The organism is Enterobacter cloacae complex sp. HYC033_NIDB (genome assembly GCF_056673335.1).
Window position 1 is genome coordinate 2,565,173 of the sequence record NZ_CP115123.1, and the last position, 15,563, is coordinate 2,580,735.

Sequence of the window (15,563 nt, forward strand, 5' to 3'; positions counted from 1 at the left end):
CGATTAACCGATTGTCATCAGGCTGGCGTTACCTCCCGCCGCCGCGGTGTTGACGCTGAGCGAGCGCTCAACGTACAGACGCTCCAGCAGCAGGTTGGTCTCCCCGCGGGCGAAGCCCTGCACCGAGACAATCGCGCCGCTGCGGGCCGCCACCTGCTCGCACAGTTCGCGCAGCTGGTCGGAATCACCGTGGTAGATCACCGCGTCAAACGGCTGGGTCAGCAGGGCATCGGCCTTCGCAAAGCGAATGCGGGCCGAGACCGCTTTTGGCAACTGTTTGGCGAGGTCGCGATGCAGGGCATCTTCCGGCCACAGCACCTCACAGCCCGTTGCCGTTGCGGCTGCCAGCTGCACCAGCGCATCCTCCTCGTTATCCGCCACGCACAGCACACGCTCGCGCGGCATCAGCGTCCAGGTGTTGCGCTCACCGGTTGGACCCGGCAGCAGACGCTGTGTTCCCGCCTGCGCCAGCTCGCCGTACTGCTGTGCAATCGCATGCAGCTCGGGACGATTTTCAGCCCACTTAATCAGCGCGTCCAGCGGCTGGGTCAGCACGGCTTTCACCTGCGCATCCACCGGATATTCCGCGTCCTGACGCGCCAGCGTCACGCCCAGCGCATTTTCCGGACGGTTTGCCAGCAGGCGGTACAGATAGAGCGGACCGCCCGCTTTCGGGCCGGTGCCGGAGAGACCTTCACCGCCGAACGGCTGCACGCCCACGACCGCGCCAACCATGTTGCGGTTGACGTACAGGTTGCCGACTTTAGCATTGCCGGTCACCTGGGCAATGGTTTCGTCGATACGGGTATGCACGCCAAGCGTCAGGCCGTAACCCGAAGCGTTGATCTGATCGATCAGCTCGTTGAGGTTGTTACGGTTGTAGCGCACCACGTGCAGTACCGGACCGAAGACCTCTTTTTTCAGCTCGTCGAAGCTTGCCAGCTCAATCAGCGTTGGCGGCACGAAGGTGCCGGTCTGCCACTCGCGGGCATCTTCGCTGTTCTCGCGCACCGCCTGGAACACCGGACGGCCTTTGGCACGCATGGTCTGAATGTGATTTTCAATGTTGGCTTTGGCTTCCGCGTCGATCACCGGCCCGATGTCGGTGGTGAGACGGCCCGGGTTGCCCATGCGGCATTCCGCCATCGCACCGCGCAGCATCTTCAGCGTGTGGTCAGCCACGTCATCCTGTAAGCACAGTACGCGCAGGGCGGAACAGCGTTGGCCCGCGCTGTCGAAAGCAGAGGCCAGCACGTCAACGACGACCTGCTCGGTGAGCGCGGAGGAGTCCACGATCATGGCGTTCATGCCGCCGGTTTCAGCGATCAGCGGGGTAGGACGGCCCTGCGCATCCAGACGGGTGGCGATGTTGCGTTGCAGCAGGGAGGCCACTTCGGTAGAACCGGTAAACATCACGCCGCGTACTCGGTTATCGGAGGTCAGTTTGGCCCCGACCGTTTCACCGCGCCCTGGCAGCAGCTGCACCACGCCCGCCGGTACGCCCGCTTCCAGCAGAATGCTAATGCCCTGGGCGGCAATCAGCGGGGTCTGCTCTGCCGGTTTCGCCAGCACGCTGTTGCCTGCGGCCAGCGCCGCGGCAATCTGGCCGGTGAAGATCGCCAGCGGGAAGTTCCACGGGCTGATACACACCACCGGGCCGAGCGGACGGTGGGTTTCGTTGTCGAAATCATCGCGCACCTGACCGGCGTAGTAGTGCAGGAAGTCGACCGCCTCGCGCACTTCGGCGATGGCGTTGCTGAAGGTTTTACCCGCTTCACGCACCAGAATGCCGATAAGCTGCTGCATCTGATCTTCCATCAGCACCGCCGCGCGTTCCAGAATGGCGGCACGCTCCTGCGGCGGGGTGGCAAACCAGATTGGCGCGTTGTTCACCGCGCTCTCCAGGGCCTGCTCCACTTCCGCTTCCGTGGCTTCGCGCACGTAGCCGACGATATCCTTCGGCTCTGCCGGGTTGATCACCGGCTGCATTTCACCGTCCTCAACGGACTGCTCAAGGATCGGCCTGGCCTGCCACTTCTGCAATGCGCTGTTTAGCAGGGCAGAAGAGAGCGACGCCAGACGGTGTTCGTTGGCGAGATCCAGACCCGCCGAGTTGACGCGACCTGCACCATACAGCTCGCGCGGCAGGGCAATCTTCGGATGCGGCAGACCAATCTGGCCTTCCTGCGCCGCCATCTTCTCAACGGCCTGTACCGGATCGGCCACCAGTTCGTCCAGCGGCAGGGTGGTATCGGCGATGCGGTTAACGAAGGAGGTGTTCGCCCCGTTCTCCAGCAGACGACGCACCAGGTAGGCCAGCAGGGTTTCGTGGGTACCTACCGGGGCATAGATTCGGCACGGACGGTTCAGCTTGCCGTCGGCCACTTTACCGGTCACCTGCTCGTACAGCGGTTCACCCATGCCGTGCAGGCACTGGAACTCGTACTGGCCCGGATAGTAGTTTTGCCCGGCCAGGCTGTAGATCGCCGCCAGGGTGTGGGCGTTGTGGGTGGCGAACTGCGGATAAATCAGGTTCGGCACGCCGAGCAGTTTTTTCGCGCAGGCGAGGTAAGAGACGTCGGTATAGACCTTGCGGGTATAGACCGGATAACCTTCCAGACCTTCCATCTGGGCGCGTTTGATTTCGCTGTCCCAGTAGGCGCCCTTCACCAGACGGATCATCAGGCGGCGACGGCTGCGGCTGGCCAGGTCAATCAGGTAGTCAATGACGAACGGGCAGCGTTTCTGGTAGGCCTGGATAACGAAACCAATCCCGTTCCAGCCCGCCAGCTCCGGCTCGAAGCACAGTTTTTCCAGCAGGTCGAGGGAGATCTCCAGACGGTCCGCCTCTTCGGCGTCGATGTTGATGCCGATGTCATACTGGCGCGCCAGCAGGGTCAGGGACTTCAGGCGCGGGTAGAGTTCTTCCATCACCCGGTCGTACTGCGCACGGCTGTAGCGCGGGTGCAGGGCGGAAAGCTTGATAGAGATGCCCGGACCTTCATAAATACCGCGACCGTTGGACGCTTTACCGATGGCGTGGATCGCCTGCTGGTAAGAGACCATGTAGGCCTGCGCGTCGGCGGCGGTCAGCGCCGCTTCACCCAGCATGTCGTAGGAGTAGCGGAAGCCTTTGTCTTCCAGCTTGCGGGCGTTCGCCAGCGCTTCGGCAATGGTTTCCCCGGTGACGAACTGCTCGCCCATCAGGCGCATCGCCATGTCCACGCCCTTGCGGATCAGCGGCTCGCCGCTCTTGCCGATGATGCGGTTCAGAGAGCGCGACAGGTTGGCTTCGTTATGGGTGGAGACCAGCTTGCCGGTAAACAGCAGGCCCCAGGTGGCGGCGTTAACGAACAGGGACGGACTGCGGCCAATGTGGGAGTGCCAGTTGCCGTTACTGATTTTGTCGCGGATCAGGGCATCGCGGGTGGCTTTATCCGGAATACGCAGCAGCGCTTCCGCCAGACACATCAGCGCCACGCCTTCCTGCGAGGAGAGGGAGAACTCCTGCAACAGACCCTGCACCATACCGGCGCGTCCGCTGGCGGTTTTCTGGTTACGCAGCTTGTCGGCGAGCTGATACGCGAGGCTGTGCGCCTGAGCGGCAACGGCTTCCGGCAGGCGCGCCTGCTCCAGGAGCATCGGCACGGCGTCGGTTTCGGCACGGCGGTAGGCGCCGGTAATGGCGGCGCGGCTGACGGACTGCGGCAGGATCTGCTCGGCAAATTCCAGGAACGGCTGGTGGTTCTCTTCAACGGCCGTCGCGGCCTCTTCGCTTTCGTTCGCTGCACCCGCCAGCAGGGCAGGCAGCTCCGGCAGACCTTCTTCACTCTCCAGTCTTTCCAGATAGTTAAAAATCGCCTGCTTGATTAACCAGTGCGGTGTGCGGTCGATGCGGGTCGCAGCGGTTTTAATCCGTTCGCGGGTAGCGTCATCCAGCTTAACCCCCATGGTGGTCATCCCCATGCCAAAACTCCTGTTGTTCTGTAATAGCGTTCTGTTGATAGCGTGAAATATCCACCATGTTGCAACTTTGTGCAACCGTGTTAAATGTGACCTGGTCTGCAAGCTGGAAAATGAATGGATTGTTAACGATTGGTTAGCTGTGAAAAAGAACGTGCGGCGGTTTCTGAGCCCAGTTTTTATGCGGTGCTTAACACTTTTTAAAGGTGCAACCCGTAAAAGCGTGAGCGAGTGCAACCTATAGGAAAGACGTATAAAACCAGGGATGAAATTCATGTAAATGCAGTGTTAAATCGTTTGTCAGTGGGATGCGTATACGGCAGGATAGCGCGCCCAACGGAAACACATACACACATCACTACGTTCCGGTGATGACATAACAAGGCAACCCGGACGGTTGTCGCTCGACATTTTGGAGAATTTGAATGGCTATTAGCACACCGATGCTGGTGACATTTCTCGTTTATATTTTTGGCATGATCCTGATAGGGTTTTTGGCATGGCGTTCCACTAAAAACTTTGACGACTACATCCTCGGCGGGCGCAGCTTAGGCCCGATGGTCACCGCACTCTCTGCGGGCGCTTCCGACATGAGCGGCTGGCTGCTGATGGGGCTGCCGGGCGCGATTTTCATCTCCGGTATCTCCGAAAGCTGGATCGCCATCGGCCTGACCGTTGGCGCGTGGATTAACTGGAAGCTGGTGGCAGGCCGTCTGCGCGTGCACACCGAAGCCAACAACAACGCCCTGACGCTGCCGGACTACTTCACCGGACGCTTTGAAGATAACAGCCGTATCCTGCGCATTATCTCCGCGGTGGTGATCCTGCTGTTCTTCACCATCTACTGTGCCTCCGGCATCGTGGCGGGCGCGCGCCTGTTCGAAAGCACCTTCGGCATGAGCTATGAAACCGCCCTGTGGGCCGGCGCCGCAGCAACCATCCTCTATACCTTCGTGGGCGGATTCCTGGCGGTAAGCTGGACCGATACCGTGCAGGCGAGCCTGATGATCTTCGCCCTGATCCTGACTCCGGTGATTGTCATTTTCACCGTCGGCGGCTTTGGCGAATCGCTGGAAGTGATCAAGCAGAAGAGCATCGAAAACGTCGATATGCTGAAAGGGCTGAACTTCGTCGCCATCGTCTCTCTGATGGGCTGGGGCCTGGGCTACTTCGGCCAGCCGCACATTCTGGCGCGCTTCATGGCGGCGGATTCCCACCACACCATCGTTCACGCGCGTCGCATCAGCATGACGTGGATGATCCTGTGTCTGGCGGGGGCGTGTGCGGTCGGCTTCTTCGGTATCGCGTACTTCAACAACAACCCGGCGCAGGCGGGCGCGGTGAACCAGAACGCCGAGCGCGTGTTCATCGAGCTGGCGCAGATCCTGTTCAACCCGTGGATTGCCGGTATTCTGCTCTCCGCGATCCTCGCGGCGGTGATGTCCACCCTGAGCTGTCAGCTGCTGGTGTGCTCCAGCGCCATCACCGAAGACCTCTACAAAGCGTTCCTGCGTAAGGGCGCGAGCCAGAAAGAGCTGGTGTGGGTAGGGCGCTTTATGGTGCTGGTGGTTGCGCTGGTGGCGATTGCGCTGGCGGCAAACCCGGAAAACCGCGTCCTGGGGCTGGTGAGCTACGCCTGGGCGGGCTTCGGTGCGGCATTTGGTCCGGTGGTGCTGTTCTCTGTACTGTGGTCACGCATGACCCGCAACGGCGCGCTGGCGGGGATGATTATCGGTGCGGTAACCGTTATCGTCTGGAAACAGTTCGCGTGGCTGGGCCTGTACGAAATCATTCCGGGCTTCATCTTCGGCAGCCTCGGTATCGTGGTGTTTAGCCTGCTGGGCAAAGCGCCGTCTGCGTCTATGCAGAAACGCTTTGCGGAGGCGGACGCGCACTATCACTCAGCGCCGCCGTCTAAGCTCCAGGCTGAGTAATTTTCCCCTCACCCTAACCCTCTCCCCGGTGGGGAGAGGGGATAGTCCTTTCACCTATGTGAGTCTTCATCAATGAGAATTAAAACAGGGTTAATGGTGGCAGCATTCGTGATGCTGTCGGGCTGTAGCGCACCCGCACAGCACGCGGCGGTGGAAACCTGCAAAGCAGAAAATCAGATGCAGCAGACCACGCTTTATTTCGGCTTAAACCGTCCTGCCGGGGCGCAAATCACAGGCAACGAATGGCAGCAGTTTGTCGACCAGGACGTGACGCCACGCTTTCGCGATGGTTTAACGGTATTTGATGCGCGCGGTCAGTGGCTGGGGAATGATGGAAAAGTGGCGCGCGAGCCGAGCAAGGCATTGATGCTGATCCACGCTAAAGACGCGCAGAGTGAGAAGAATATCGAAGCGTTGCGCGGGATCTATAAGTCACGCTTCGCGCAGGAGTCGGTGATGCGGGTGGACCAGCCGGTGTGCGTGCAGTTTTAATGAAAAACGGCGGGAAACCCGCCGTTGTTGTATCGTAGGCCCGTGCAAGCGAAGCGCCGCCGGGCACAAAACTTACAGCACCAACCCCGCAAAGCTCGCCGACAGCAGGCTTACCAGCGTTGCCCCGTATACAAGGCGTAAACCAAACCGCGACACCACGTTACCCTGTTGCTCATTCAGACCTTTTATTGCCCCCGCCACAATGCCAATGGAAGCGAAGTTAGCGAACGATACCAGGAACACGGATAAAATCCCCAGCCCGCGCGGTGACATTTGATGGGCTATTTTTTGCAGCTCGATCATCGCCACAAATTCATTCGCCACCAGTTTAGTTGCCATAATGCTCCCCGCGCTTAAGGCATCGCTCAGCGGAATACCAATAAGCCACGCCAGCGGATAAAACACATAACCCAGAATCTGCTGGAAGCTCATGCCAAATATGCCGGAGAAGAGGGCGTTAATGGCGCTAATAAGGGCGATAAAGCCAATCAGCATCGCCAGAATAATCATCGCCACCTTAAAACCGGCCAGAATATACTCGCCCAGCATTTCAAAGAAGCTCTGGGATTCGTGCAGTTTTTCCAGCCTGATATCCGGCTCCGCTTCCGGGCGGACCGGGTTAATGACCGAAAGAATAATAAAGGTGCTGAACATGTTCAGGATCAGCGCCGCGACGACAAACCTGGCGTCGAGCATAGTCATATAGGCCCCGACAATCGACAGCGAAACCGTCGACATGGCCGTGGCAGCCATCGTAAACAGACGACGCGAGGAGAGATCGCCCAGCACGCCTTTGTAGGCAATGAAGTTTTCCGACTGACCGAGGATCAGCGAACTCACCGCGTTAAAGGATTCCAGCTTGCCCATGCCGTTCAGTTTTGACAGCAGCGTCCCGATCACCCGAATAAAGATCGGCAGAATACGCCAGTGCTGAAGAATACCAATCAGCGCCGAGATAAAAATAATGGGGCAGAGCACGCCAAGGAAAATGAACGCCAGCCCTTTTTCACCCATCCCGCCAAAGACAAAATTCGTCCCTTCGGCAGCGAATTTAAGCAGCGACTCAAAGAAACCGGAAACGTATTTAATAATAAACAGGCCGCTTTCTGCGTGGAGGAAAAAGAACGCCAGCGCGATTTCGATCACGATCAGCTGTAAAACGAAACGAATACGAATTTTTCGGCGGTCGAAACTCACCAGCCAGGCGAGCGCAAGAATAATCACCAGCGCCAGCAGGAAATGGACAATTTTAAACATGGCTTATTTTCAGTTGGTTTTCGAGGCGGACATTTAGCCACAGCCCCGGTTAACCGTAAATGGGCATTTTCGTTATACCTTATAAACGTAACGGTTACTCAGGCAATTATTACTCCGCAATGCGTTTACATCTGGTCATCAAAACTCAACACATTTCGCTTGTTTTTCTTGTTGCCGTAATGATAATCACTATCACAAGAATTTACTTTTCTTTGCATCAGTTGACCGCGATAAACATTTAAGGTGTCGGCATGTTTGTTCCTTTTCTCATTATGTTACGTGAAGGCCTTGAAGCGGCCCTGATTGTTAGCCTTATCGCCAGTTATCTGAAGCGTACCCAGCGCGGACGCTGGATTGGCGTCATGTGGGTTGGGGTTTTCCTTGCTGCGGCGCTCTGCCTGGGCCTCGGTATCCTCATCAACGAAACCACCGGGGAGTTCCCGCAGAAAGAGCAGGAGCTGTTTGAAGGGATCGTCGCCGTGATTGCGGTGGTGATCCTCACCTGGATGGTGTTCTGGATGCGCAAGGTCTCCCGTAACGTGAAGGTACAGCTTGAACAGGCGGTGGATAACGCCCTGCAAAAAGGCAACCACCACGGCTGGGCGCTGATCATGATGGTCTTTTTCGCCGTGGCGCGTGAAGGCCTGGAGTCTGTGTTCTTCCTGCTCGCGGCTTTTCAGCAGGACGTGGGCATCTGGCCGCCGCTGGGCGCGGTGCTCGGGCTGGCCACGGCGGTTGTGCTTGGCTTCCTGCTCTACTGGGGCGGCATTCGTCTTAACCTGGGCGCGTTCTTCAAGTGGACCAGCCTGTTTATTCTGCTGGTGGCCGCAGGGCTGGCGGCAGGGGCGATCCGCGCCTTCCACGAAGCGGGTCTGTGGAACCACTTCCAGGACGTGGCGTTCGATCTCAGCAACGTCCTGTCGACCCATTCACTGACCGGTACCCTGCTCGAAGGGATCTTCGGCTACCAGGAAACGCCGAGCGTCAGCGAAGTGGCGATGTACTTTATCTATCTGGTTCCGGCGCTGATCCTGTTCGCTATGCCGCCGCGTACCGGCTCGCAGGCGTCGCGCGTAGCGCCGTAAGTGCTGTTTTAGTTACAACATACTTTTAAAGGGAAGAGTCATGGCCATTCAGTTCCGTCGTAGTGCGTTATGCGCAGGCATTGCCGCGCTGTTCGTGTCTGCCTTCACCGCTCAGGCGGCAGATATTCCGCAGGTAAAAGTCACCGTCAACGATAAACAGTGCGAGCCGATGACCATCACGGTTAACAGCGGTAAAACGCAGTTTATTATTCAGAACCACAGCCAGAAGGCGCTGGAGTGGGAAATCCTGAAAGGCGTGATGGTGGTGGAAGAGCGCGAGAATATCGCGCCGGGCTTCAGCCAGAAGATGACCGCAAATCTTCAGCCCGGGGAATATGACATGACCTGCGGCCTGCTGACTAACCCGAAAGGTAAGCTGATCGTCAAAGGCGCAGCGACGGCGGACGCGGCCAAAGGCACGGCGCTGCTGAGCCTCGGCGACGCCATTACCGCCTATAAAGCCTACGTCACCAAAGAGACAGCGGACCTGGTGGCAGGCACCAAAGCCTTTACCGACGCGGTGAAAGCGGGCGACATCGAAAAAGCGAAATCCCTGTATGCGCCTACCCGTCAGCACTACGAGCGCATTGAGCCGATTGCCGAACTGTTCTCTGACCTCGATGGCAGCATTGACGCCCGTGAAGACGACTACGAGCAGAAGGCCGCCGATCCGAAATTCACCGGCTTCCACCGTCTGGAAAAAGCCCTGTTTGGCGATAACTCCACCAGTGGGATGGAGAAATACGCCGAGCAGCTCAACAGCGACGTGCTGGAGCTGCAAAAACGCATCAGCGAGCTGGCATTCCCACCGTCGAAAGTGGTGGGTGGCGCAGCGGGCCTGATTGAAGAAGTGGCCGCCAGCAAAATCAGCGGTGAAGAAGATCGTTACAGCCACACCGACCTGTGGGACTTCCAGGCGAACGTCGACGGCGCACAGAAAATTGTCGATCTGCTGAGGCCTCAGCTGCAAAAAGAGAACGGCGAGCTGCTGGCGAAAGTGGATGCCAACTTTAAGAAAGTTGACGCTATCCTGGCGAAATACCGCACCAAAGACGGGTTCGAAACCTACGACAAGCTGACCGATGCTGACCGTAACGCGCTGAAAGGCCCGATAACCACCCTGGCGGAAGATCTCTCCCTGCTGCGTGGCGTACTGGGTCTGGATTAAGCGATGAACAAGCATGACGAATACGACGTGGCGGAACCTTCCCGACGTCGGTTGTTAAAAGGGGTAGGGGCGCTGGGCGGCGCGTTTGCCCTGGCGGGAGGCTGTCCGGTGGCGCATGCGGCAAAACCGCAAAGCGCCCCTGGCACGCTCTCCCCGGATGCGCGTATGGAAACGCAGCCGTTTTATGGTGAGCACCAGGCGGGGATCCTGACGCCGCAGCAGGCCTCGATGATGCTGGTGGCTTTCGATTCGCTGGCGAGTGATAAAGCCGACCTTGAGCGTCTGTTCAGGCTGTTGACCACGCGTATTGCCTTCCTCACCGCCGGCGGTCCCGCACCGGAAACACCGAATCCGCGCCTGCCGCCGATGGATTCCGGCATCCTCGGCGCGTTTATCGCTCCCGATAATCTGACCATTACCGTGTCGGTGGGGGAATCGCTGTTTGATGATCGCTACGGACTGGCGAAGCAGAAGCCGAAAGCGCTGCAAAAAATGACGCGATTCCCGAATGATTCTCTCGACGCGGCGCTGTGCCACGGCGATCTGCTGTTGCAGATCTGCGCTAATACCCAGGATACGGTGATCCATGCCCTGCGCGATATTATCAAGCACACCCCGGATCTGCTGAGCGTGCGCTGGAAGCGGGAAGGTTTTATCTCTGACCACGCCGCGCGCAGTAAAGGGAAAGAGACGCCGGTCAACCTGCTGGGCTTCAAAGACGGCACCGCCAACCCGGACAGCAGCAATACCGCGTTGATGAAGAACGTGGTATGGGTGACGGCGGATCAGGGCGAACCGGCCTGGGCGGTCGGAGGCACCTATCAGGCGGTGCGTATCATTCAGTTCCACGTGGAGTTCTGGGACCGCACGCCGCTGAAAGAGCAGCAAACTATCTTCGGTCGCGATAAGCAAACCGGCGCACCGCTCGGCATGAAGCACGAGCACGATGAACCCGACTACGCCCGCGATCCGAACGGGGATGTCATCGCGCTGGACAGCCATATTCGCCTCGCCAATCCTCGCACCAAAGAGACGCAATCCAGCCTGATGATGCGCAGGGGCTACAGCTACTCGCTGGGGGTGACCAACTCCGGTCAGCTTGATATGGGACTGCTGTTTGTCTGCTATCAGCACGATCTGGAGAAGGGATTCCTCACCGTGCAGAAGCGGCTCAACGGCGAAGCGCTGGAGGAATATATTAAGCCCATCGGCGGCGGCTATTTCTTTGCCCTGCCCGGCGCGCGTGACGCGAACGCCTGGCTCGCTCAGGGTCTGATAGAAGCCTGATAATCGTCCCTGCGACAGTTCGCGGGGACATTATTTTTTCGAAGGACTATCTTATTGTTATATTTCTGTAATATTTCTATATAAGACTGATTTTCCATGTAGGGGCAGTCCTAAAGTTGCATTCAGGTAAAATAAATGTTGCATTTATGATAATTCCTGATGTACTTAAGAGAAGACAGCGGTAGTTCCCGGCAGTGATGCTAACTCACTATGGAGATCGCGAATGGTTGCGTCCTGTACTGGACAAGGTAAACACATCAACCGCAGTACCCGGCGCGGAGGCTCAGACTCCGGCAGCGATTTCTTCACCACCAAATTCTCTCCTTCACCTCAAGAACCTTTTTCTACCGACGTGCATAACGGTGCGCGTAGCCGTTGTATATCGTCATCCGGTAATGCAAGCAATGGCTTACAAGGAAGCCAACCCTCTGATGTTCGTGCGCATAATCGTGCCGATGCTGGCGCGTGTGATGAATACCAACAACTCAAGGTGCTATCCATGGGAAGACAGAAAGCAGTGATCAAAGCTCGTCGTGAAGCAAAACGTGTGCTGAGACGGGATTCACGTAGCCATAAGCAGCGTGAAGAAGAATCGGTCACCTCGCTTGTGCAGATGAGCGGCGTAGAATCCATTGGCATGGCGCGGGACAGCCGCGATGCATCGCCAATTGTGGCGCGGAATGAAGCTCAGGCGCACTACCTGAATGCTATCGAGAGTAAACAGCTCATCTTTGCAACCGGGGAAGCCGGATGCGGGAAAACCTGGATCAGCGCCGCCAAAGCGGCGGAGGCGCTGATTCATAAGGACGTGGAAAGGATCATCGTTACCCGTCCGGTACTGCAAGCGGATGAAGATCTGGGCTTCCTGCCCGGCGATATTTCCGAGAAGTTTGCCCCGTACTTCAGGCCCGTCTATGACGTGCTGGTGAAGCGGTTGGGCGCTTCCTTTATGCAGTACTGCCTGCGACCAGAGATTGGCAAGGTGGAAATCGCGCCGTTCGCCTATATGCGCGGACGTACATTTGAAAATGCGGTCGTTATTCTTGACGAGGCTCAGAACGTGACCGCTGCGCAAATGAAGATGTTTTTAACGCGCCTCGGGGAGAACGTGACGGTTATCGTCAACGGCGATATTACCCAGTGTGACCTGCCGTCGGGCGTGAAGTCCGGCCTGAGCGATGCCATGTCACGTTTTGAGGAAGATGAGATGATAGGGGTGGTCCGCTTCACAAAAGAGGACTGCGTCCGCTCAGCGCTGTGCCAACGAACGCTGGAAGTGTACTCCGACTAAGATCATTTCACATTTTAAGTCATTTCTTCCCGGCGTTATGCCGGGAAGCTTCCTTTATTCCCTCTGCACGCGTGGCTTTTTTAAATCATATTTATTTCCTATAGTATTCAACGGGATTTACGCCCCGTTTTGCGGTAATAATAATATTACTGTTAATTTGCTGCGAGCGCTTTTTATACAGGTCATGGAAATGTGATATGTATTTATAATACCCACAAAATATCTATGAATATAATGATCATGCTAATTATTGGTTTAAAATTAAACGTGAATGTTGTCACAGAACATGACTAAGCAGTAAAAATTAAGTTGGTGTCTTTTGGGTAATTATCTATGTTTCGTACTTGTTCAGACAAAATTCTAAAAAGAAACTCGCCAGGGGATCGTTTCCTCTGGAACATCACGCTAAGGGTCATACATGAACGAACTGGTTAGTGCAATTAATGGTGTTATCTGGAGCCCGGCGTTAATATTTTTATGTCTGGGTGTCGGCCTCTATTTCTCGCTGCGTAGTCGTTTTCTGCAATTACGGCATATAAAACTTATGATTACACTGATGTTTCAGGGGCGTCCTACCGAGGCAGGCGTGTCGTCGTTTCAGGCGCTGACGATGACGCTGGCGGGCCGCGTGGGGACAGGGAATATTGCCGGTGTAGCGACCGCCATTACCTTTGGTGGACCCGGTGCGCTTTTCTGGATGTGGATCGTGGCATTTTTGGGGGCAAGCTCTGCTTTTGTCGAATCCACGTTAGGTCAGGTTTATAAAGAGAAAATTAACGGCGAATATCGTGGTGGTCCTGCCTTTTATATTGAGAAAGGGTTAGGCGTGAAGTGGTACGCATGGTTATTTGCCATCGTAACGATTTTCTCCTGCGGATTATTACTGCCAGGTGTGCAGGCAAACTCTATTGGTGCGAGCCTGGATATTGCCTTTGGTCTGAACCCAAATGTCACGGCGGCGTTACTTGCTGTGCTGTTGAGTTTTATTATTTTTGGTGGCGTAAAAAGGATTGCCAGCTTTAGCAGCATGGTGGTTCCGTTTATGGCGCTCGGCTATATTATTGTGGCGTGCGTGATTATCGCTATCAATATTGATCAGCTTCCTTCAGTTATATTGCTGATCTGGAAAAGTGCTTTTGGCCTTGAAGCTGGGTTTGGCGCTATTCTGGGCCAGGCCATCATGTGGGGCGTGAAGCGTGGCGTCTATTCCAACGAGGCGGCGCAGGGTACCGGGCCACATGCCTCCTCGGCGGCGGCCGTAAGCCATCCGGTGAAACAGGGGCTGGTTCAGGCGTTCTCCGTGTACATCGACACGCTGTTTGTCTGCTCCGCGACCGGGTTTATGCTGTTGATCACCGGGCTGTATAACGTGCAGGGCGTCGACGGCGCAGCGCTCTATACCGGAATAGCGGGCGTGGCCGCAGGACCGGGATATGTCCAGACGGCAATGGAAAGTATGATGCCGGGCTTCGGTAATTACTTTGTTGCCATCGCGCTGTTCTTCTTTGCCTTCACCACGATCATTGCTTACTACTACATCGCTGAAACGAATATCGCCTACATCAACCGTAAGATTCATCGCCCGTGGCTGACGTTCCTGCTCAAGCTGTGTCTGATGGCTTCGACGGTATATGGCACGGTACGCACCGCGGATCTGGCCTGGGGATTAGGGGATATCGGCGTAGGGCTGATGGCATGGCTCAACATTATTGCCATCGTTCTGTTGCATAAAAAAGCGTTTGCCAGCCTGAAGGATTATGAAATCCAGAATGCACAGGGGTTGGATCCACACTTTGACCCGGTTCGGCTGGGGATTAAAAATGCGGATTACTGGCTGGAGGAGCGTAAGGATGAAGCGGGTTTGAATATTGGCCAGAGACTTGCTCCCGAGGGAAAGCAACCGGCTGGAAAGCTGAATAGCTGAGGAATGGTTGAGACAGGCCCGTGCTTTTGTACGGGCTTTTTTTTGTAGGTGAGGCAGCTCGTGTCGCACCGGGGGGGATTGACTCGCTTCGCTCGCCCTGCGGGCAGCCTGTTCGCTATGCTCTCAGTCTGTCCAACTGGCTGCCGCCAGTTGTCGAACCCCAGTCGGGGGTTCTCATCCCCCCCTTTTCGGAGAATATAAAAGAAAAAAGCCCGTACTTTCGTACGAGCTCTCATCTTAAATATGGCGGTGAGGGGGGGATTCGAACCCCCGATACGTTGCCGTATACACACTTTCCAGGCGTGCTCCTTCAGCCACTCGGACACCTCACCATATTGTTTTGCTGCCTGACCGCTTGGGGGGCAACGGGGCGCTACTATAGGGAGTTGCGCTAAAACGGTCAAGCAGATTTTCAGCATTCGTGCTTGTTCGGTTAAGCCTTAATCAGCTTATGTCGCAGCGCGCAGGATTAACGCTGCGAATCGAGCACTTCGCTATTTTTCACCACGTCCTGCGCTTTGCTGTAGCTTTCGATCAGCAGCTGGTAGGCCGGGAAGATGTGTGTGTACACCTCAGCCCATTCACCCGCATCTTCACGGTTCCACGTGCGCTGAATTTCGGAAGCAACAGCAGCCGTGTCCATCGGCACCACGCCTGCCTGCACTACGCGCGCCAGGGTGATCTCCTGCGCCATTTTGCTGTAGGTGCCGGAGGCATCAATCACCGCAAACACTTTATATCCGTCCGCCACCGCGCTGATGGACGGGAAGGCCATGCAGACGCTGGTGATCGTCCCCGCGATAATCAGCGTTTTGCGCCCGGTGGCTTTCACCGCCGCCACGAACTCCGGGTTATCCCAGGCGTTGATCTCACCCTTGCGTGCCACATACTGTGCGTGCGGCGCGTTGGCGTGGATCTCCGGGATAAGCGGGCCGTTCGGTCCCTGTGGAACCGACGCCGTGGTGATCACCGGGATCTTCGCCAGCGAGGCGATTTTTGCCAGCGCTGCTGCACGGGCGCGCAGCTCAGGCATTGGCATGTCTCCTACGGTCTGGAACAGCCCGCTCTGGTGATCGATAAGCAGCATAACGGCATCGTTTACGTCAATAACGGGACGTGCACCGTTGAAGTTTGCAGGGGTAGACATAATGCGCTCCTTATT

10 protein-coding genes and 1 tRNA gene are annotated in these 15,563 nt (G+C 56.7%); 7 read left to right on the forward strand and 4 right to left on the reverse strand.

What is annotated here, in order from left to right:
- Nucleotides 1-3 precede the first annotated feature (3 nt).
- A complete protein-coding gene (gene putA / locus O1721_RS12195) occupies nucleotides 4-3,966 on the reverse strand; it encodes a trifunctional transcriptional regulator/proline dehydrogenase/L-glutamate gamma-semialdehyde dehydrogenase (RefSeq protein WP_032647945.1) in 3,963 nt (1,320 codons plus the stop codon).
- A 422-nt stretch (nucleotides 3,967-4,388) separates the two neighbouring features.
- On the opposite strand from putA, the gene putP reads away from it, so the two are divergent.
- The gene (putP, locus tag O1721_RS12200; protein WP_017384768.1) at nucleotides 4,389-5,897 is read left to right on the forward strand and encodes a sodium/proline symporter PutP; all 1,509 of its coding nucleotides are present in this window, start codon (nucleotides 4,389-4,391) and stop codon (nucleotides 5,895-5,897) included.
- 72 nt (nucleotides 5,898-5,969) lie between these two features.
- Nucleotides 5,970-6,389, forward strand: a complete 420-nt coding sequence (locus O1721_RS12205; RefSeq protein WP_017384767.1) for a DUF3574 domain-containing protein — start codon at nucleotides 5,970-5,972, stop codon at nucleotides 6,387-6,389.
- A 72-nt stretch (nucleotides 6,390-6,461) separates the two neighbouring features.
- Here the strand turns inward: O1721_RS12205 and O1721_RS12210 are convergent, their stop codons facing one another.
- Entirely contained in the window at nucleotides 6,462-7,646 is a 1,185-nt protein-coding gene (locus O1721_RS12210) for a NupC/NupG family nucleoside CNT transporter (protein ID WP_015570861.1), read from the reverse strand.
- A gap of 251 nt (nucleotides 7,647-7,897) precedes the next feature.
- Here O1721_RS12210 and efeU point away from each other — a divergent pair, with 251 nt between their 5' ends.
- The 5 genes from efeU to O1721_RS12235 all read left to right on the forward strand — a co-directional run bounded on the left by efeU (nucleotide 7,898) and on the right by O1721_RS12235 (nucleotide 14,401).
- Nucleotides 7,898-8,731: an iron uptake transporter permease EfeU gene (gene efeU / locus O1721_RS12215; protein WP_023296293.1), complete on the forward strand. Its 834-nt coding sequence runs from the start codon at nucleotides 7,898-7,900 to the stop codon at nucleotides 8,729-8,731.
- Nucleotides 8,732-8,771: 40 nt separating this feature from the next.
- Entirely contained in the window at nucleotides 8,772-9,899 is a 1,128-nt protein-coding gene (gene efeO / locus O1721_RS12220) for an iron uptake system protein EfeO (RefSeq protein WP_023303411.1), read from the forward strand.
- A 3-nt stretch (nucleotides 9,900-9,902) separates the two neighbouring features.
- The gene (gene efeB / locus O1721_RS12225) at nucleotides 9,903-11,186 is read left to right on the forward strand and encodes an iron uptake transporter deferrochelatase/peroxidase subunit (RefSeq protein WP_023296295.1); all 1,284 of its coding nucleotides are present in this window, start codon (nucleotides 9,903-9,905) and stop codon (nucleotides 11,184-11,186) included.
- A 499-nt stretch (nucleotides 11,187-11,685) separates the two neighbouring features.
- Complete coding sequence (gene phoH / locus O1721_RS12230; protein ID WP_017384762.1) at nucleotides 11,686-12,477, forward strand: phosphate starvation-inducible protein PhoH; 792 nt, start codon at nucleotides 11,686-11,688, stop codon at nucleotides 12,475-12,477.
- A gap of 418 nt (nucleotides 12,478-12,895) precedes the next feature.
- Nucleotides 12,896-14,401 carry an alanine/glycine:cation symporter family protein gene (locus O1721_RS12235; RefSeq protein ID WP_032647950.1) on the forward strand — a complete coding sequence of 502 codons (1,506 nt, stop codon included), beginning with the start codon at nucleotides 12,896-12,898 and terminating at the stop codon, nucleotides 14,399-14,401.
- Nucleotides 14,402-14,645: 244 nt separating this feature from the next.
- On the opposite strand, the gene O1721_RS12240 is transcribed toward O1721_RS12235, so the two are convergent.
- Nucleotides 14,646-14,733: transfer RNA gene (locus tag O1721_RS12240), tRNA-Ser, on the reverse strand.
- A 137-nt stretch (nucleotides 14,734-14,870) separates the two neighbouring features.
- On the reverse strand, nucleotides 14,871-15,548 hold the full coding sequence (locus tag O1721_RS12245; protein WP_003858068.1) for an isochorismatase family protein: 678 nt from the start codon (nucleotides 15,546-15,548) through the stop codon (nucleotides 14,871-14,873).
- Nucleotides 15,549-15,563 lie beyond the last annotated feature (15 nt).

Bases quoted from the DNA above. Each gene is read 5' to 3' on its own strand.
- efeB (WP_023296295.1), top strand. From the start codon at position 9,903: ATGAACAAGCATGACGAATACGACGTGGCGGAACCTTCCCGACGTCGG.
- O1721_RS12245 (WP_003858068.1), bottom strand. From the start codon at position 15,548: ATGTCTACCCCTGCAAACTTCAACGGTGCACGTCCCGTTATTGACGTA.
- O1721_RS12210 (WP_015570861.1), bottom strand. From the start codon at position 7,646: ATGTTTAAAATTGTCCATTTCCTGCTGGCGCTGGTGATTATTCTTGCG.
- O1721_RS12235 (WP_032647950.1), top strand. From the start codon at position 12,896: ATGAACGAACTGGTTAGTGCAATTAATGGTGTTATCTGGAGCCCGGCG.
- efeO (WP_023303411.1), top strand. From the start codon at position 8,772: ATGGCCATTCAGTTCCGTCGTAGTGCGTTATGCGCAGGCATTGCCGCG.
- phoH (WP_017384762.1), top strand. From the start codon at position 11,686: ATGGGAAGACAGAAAGCAGTGATCAAAGCTCGTCGTGAAGCAAAACGT.
- putA (WP_032647945.1), bottom strand. From the start codon at position 3,966: ATGGGGATGACCACCATGGGGGTTAAGCTGGATGACGCTACCCGCGAA.
- putP (WP_017384768.1), top strand. From the start codon at position 4,389: ATGGCTATTAGCACACCGATGCTGGTGACATTTCTCGTTTATATTTTT.
- efeU (WP_023296293.1), top strand. From the start codon at position 7,898: ATGTTTGTTCCTTTTCTCATTATGTTACGTGAAGGCCTTGAAGCGGCC.
- O1721_RS12205 (WP_017384767.1), top strand. From the start codon at position 5,970: ATGAGAATTAAAACAGGGTTAATGGTGGCAGCATTCGTGATGCTGTCG.